At 40.7% G+C, this 3,457-nt stretch carries 3 protein-coding genes and 1 pseudogene; 1 reads left to right on the top strand and 3 read right to left on the bottom strand.

Annotation, left to right across the window (positions count from 1 at the left end; all coding sequences use genetic code 11):
• The first annotated feature begins 313 nt into the window (after positions 1–313).
• Entirely contained in the window at positions 314–1,573 is a 1,260-nt protein-coding gene (locus Q0541_RS14665; protein ID WP_298911445.1) for an AIPR family protein, read from the top strand.
• A gap of 8 nt (positions 1,574–1,581) precedes the next feature.
• On the opposite strand, the gene Q0541_RS14660 is transcribed toward Q0541_RS14665, so the two are convergent.
• The 3 genes and pseudogenes from Q0541_RS14660 to Q0541_RS14650 all read right to left on the bottom strand — a co-directional run.
• Positions 1,582–1,884, bottom strand: a complete 303-nt coding sequence (locus Q0541_RS14660; protein ID WP_298911444.1) for a hypothetical protein — start codon at positions 1,882–1,884, stop codon at positions 1,582–1,584.
• A 213-nt stretch (positions 1,885–2,097) separates the two neighbouring features.
• The gene (locus Q0541_RS14655; protein WP_298911443.1) at positions 2,098–2,808 is read right to left on the bottom strand and encodes a hypothetical protein; all 711 of its coding nucleotides are present in this window, start codon (positions 2,806–2,808) and stop codon (positions 2,098–2,100) included.
• A 123-nt stretch (positions 2,809–2,931) separates the two neighbouring features.
• Positions 2,932–3,393: pseudogene (locus tag Q0541_RS14650) on the bottom strand (transposase family protein); the annotation flags it as partial.
• Between the last annotated feature and the right edge of the window lie 64 nt (positions 3,394–3,457).

Genomic DNA, 3,457 nt, shown 5'->3' with positions numbered 1-3,457 from the left:
GGATAAGGGGCGGGGGCAAAGGGATGGAATTTTCACTTACACTTTACCCTTTAACCTTTCCACAACATCTTACAAAAGGAACTTTTGCAAGATGTCTAGTGAATGCAACATTTTGGTTAGATGTACCGATTGAGCAGCGCCTACGGTAAAAGTCAGAGTTGAACTTGATTTTGAAATGGCTCACACCTTTCAACTACCGAAAACTGGTGGCGTTGGGGGCAGCTATTTGGTTAACCAGAGCAACAATGCCACAATGAAACAACGATAACAGATACAGTAACGTTAACCGATTAATTTCATCGCCAGATTTACTATGCCCAAGACTTGGAACATTTTGGTAGATAACTATTTTCAAGCCAACCCCAATTGCATTATTGCCACAGCCCATGTAGACAGTTTCCCTATAGACCTTCCCTTAGAACCCAACATCCGTGAGCCAAACCGCAAAAGCGCAACCTACAGACAAATTTTCGACTCGCTGACGACCGAACCCGTAAAATTCTTCTCTCGTCACAGCGGAATCGTACTGTGTGCCAATAAAGTTAAACCAAGCAAAACCTCACTCGAACTAGAAGTCTTAGAAGCAAGCGAGGGAGGTAGCGATGGGATTATCAACGGAGCGCATACAGTTTTAGCTTTTGATTTCGCTAAAAATTATAAATACGACCTAACCCAGGCTAGGGTAAAAGTTACGATTCACATCGGACTGACTGAAGAATCAGCCAAAGATATAGCCCTGGCAAGTAACACCACAACGCCAGTAGATTCTCGCTCCAAAGTCAACGCCAGAGGTGATTACAAATTCATCAAGCAGTATTTAGCCCAGTTAGAACAGAAAGAAGATAGAAAATTCCGCATCGCCTATTACCAAAACCAAAGCGGCGCTCCCAGGAATGCCCAATGTAATGTCACCCATTTGCTGAAGCTGCTTTACTGCCTCGACAGAAATAAATACAATCCCGACGGCAATAAACGAACCAAACACCCAGCAGGGATGAGTCTTCCAAGTAACATCACAGACGCAGAAAGGGAAAGATTAACCGCTTTACTACCTCTGCTCTCTCAAGCTCTGTGGATAGAGCAAAGACTCTATCAAATAATTCAAGACCATATCAGCAGCCCCAGAAGAAAGGGTAGCAACGATTTAGCCTCAATAGATATACGTAAAACTACATTGTTGGCTGACAGTAAGTATTCTTTTGGGTTTGGTGCGCCAACTGACCTTGCATTACCGATAATTGCGTCCTATCGAGTATTTTTGGATAAGGACTATAAATGGATTCTGCCGTTTAATGAATTCGCTGAAGATTTCCTCCAACACCTGTGGGCTAACTATTTCCGCAAATACTTGGTATCCGAGAAAACAGCAGGGAATACAGTCGGCACAAAAATCAGCCGCAATCAAGAGATTTGGGAAAGTCTGTATATTTCAGCGCAAAGTTATCTAAATCAGCACTTGATGCAAATGGTTAATTCCAGCAAAGAAGAGTCAGAATCTCAGGTGATACAAAGTACAAAAAAGAGGGGAAAAGGGAAAAGCGATGAACTCAACGCGACTACTGTCCCTAAATAAATAGCTTTTTACCGTTCGATTAAGCGCTCACGGCAAAGCCTTTCCCCTTTTTGAACCAACAATTTCCCAGATACCCCAGCCGTAAAACCCAACCCAATTGCCGCCACAGTCACGCTGGGCTTGATAAATAACGTCGCAATTCCGATAACTGCACCCCAAAGACAGCCATAACAGCAAACGATAATCAACTGATTTTTGGGTTTAGCCCTTTCGTCCGATATGGATTGATGGACTATGGCATAATTTTCAAGCTCATTGGTAATTTCTAGTAAAGAAGCGCCGTACTGTTTTTCTAGGCGTTCGATAGCCAATCTGTCTTGCTTAACTGGACTTATAGGCTAATTTTTGCAATGCTGTGGTTAATTTATCACTCATTTTTAAACTTCCTATGCTCCGACATTCCAGAAAATGTTTAGAAAAATTAAGTCTTACTGGAGAAATAAAAAAACTCTATTTTTCAGCCGTATTTGAAGATGTAAGAATACCGGAACTCGACCGGAACTCGACGAGAACTGTGACGAATATTAGTGATTAATGTTAAAAACGCTGAAACCATCTTTTTCATTTCCGCACAATCGGTTAGTGTCAATCAATTGTGATAGGGCATTTCTCAGGTAAAGAACACTCTTTTTCTCTTCGCCCCACTTGCGGCTGTTTCTGATAGCGGCAAAAGAAGCTGGAGGACTAACAGTAGCCGCAACAATTGCTACAATCTGTTCTAAATCAGCCTCAGAAATACGACTCTCTTCTACTTCCAGAAATTCCACTTCCTGATAAGGCTTTGAAAAAATGGACTCCAGATGATTAACTGCGTCTCTTTGGGCAATCTTCTCTCCTCTAGGTATGACTGCCCTTTCATGCTGTTGAATCAATTCCGGGAAGAACTGAAGTAATGTTCTAGCTGGGTCTGGTTGCCCATTGCCTGGGTGCAAATGGGTCTTTAGCCATTCAGGAATTATGCCCAGATTACCACCGCTAACAGGTTCTCCAAAGTTGTTAGGGTTGGCTTTGAAATATTCTCCACTAGCAACATTCATTTTGCGTAAAACGCCAGCGCTAACCGCAACAGCTACACAGCCAATAAAGTTAACCGATTGCTTAAAGGTATCTGCCAGTCCAGCCGTAGCTTTACCTACAACGCTTGTCAGATTAGAGCCATGCAGCACGATAATTAATAGACATCTCCGAAAACAGGTAAAAGCATTGCATGACTGACTTTCATCACGCGATCGCATTCTGGAATTGGAGTGCCTGTTTAACGTAATTATAGGAGTTTGAGATGGTTATTATTGATAACAAGGTAAAACATAGGTTTTTACATACATAATTTTAATCTTGTTAATCAGAGCTTTTCAGACTTACAATATTAGCGTTCCAATCCTTAACCTAACGAGTCCACAGATTGTGAAAATTATTTGCTCATATTTCTGAGGTTTTAATCGAAATCTCTCTTGAGCGACTCGGAATATTTTAACCAAACGAATCAAGTGTTCGACAAATATTCGTGATGATGACAGTTCTTTATTTTTTTGTTTTTGCTCAGGTGTTAATTCCTGATTTCTTGGTTTTTTATATGGAGTTTTAACTGACGGTTCTCCGACATAACCTTTATCACCGTTAAACTTTTGTTTTGGGTCAAATCCTTTGTACTGCTCTCTAAAAAGATTTATATCACTTTTCGGACCGGGTAAACCTGCCACAACATCAACAATATCTCTGCCATTAGGTAAAACTATTAACTGGTTTTTTAAAGTATGATTTTTCTTTTTACCTGAATAATATTTTTTTTGTTCTTGATACTCTCTTGGTCGTTCTCTCGGCTGCTCACAGCTATAGCAATCCTAAATGAGTTGTGAAAAATCACAGTTGTTGATAAAGTGAATA

This window comes from uncultured Nostoc sp. (assembly GCF_937863485.1).
Taxonomy (GTDB): Bacteria; Cyanobacteriota; Cyanobacteriia; order Cyanobacteriales; family Nostocaceae; genus Nostoc.
Note: the sequence above shows the minus strand (reverse complement) of the source record. Positions and strands in the feature narration are given on the sequence as shown.

What these genes read in the sequence shown, in the direction of transcription:
- Q0541_RS14665 (WP_298911445.1), top strand. Translation starts at nt 314, where the DNA reads ATGCCCAAGACTTGGAACATTTTGGTAGATAACTATTTTCAAGCCAAC.
- Q0541_RS14655 (WP_298911443.1), bottom strand. Translation starts at nt 2,808, where the DNA reads ATGCGATCGCGTGATGAAAGTCAGTCATGCAATGCTTTTACCTGTTTT.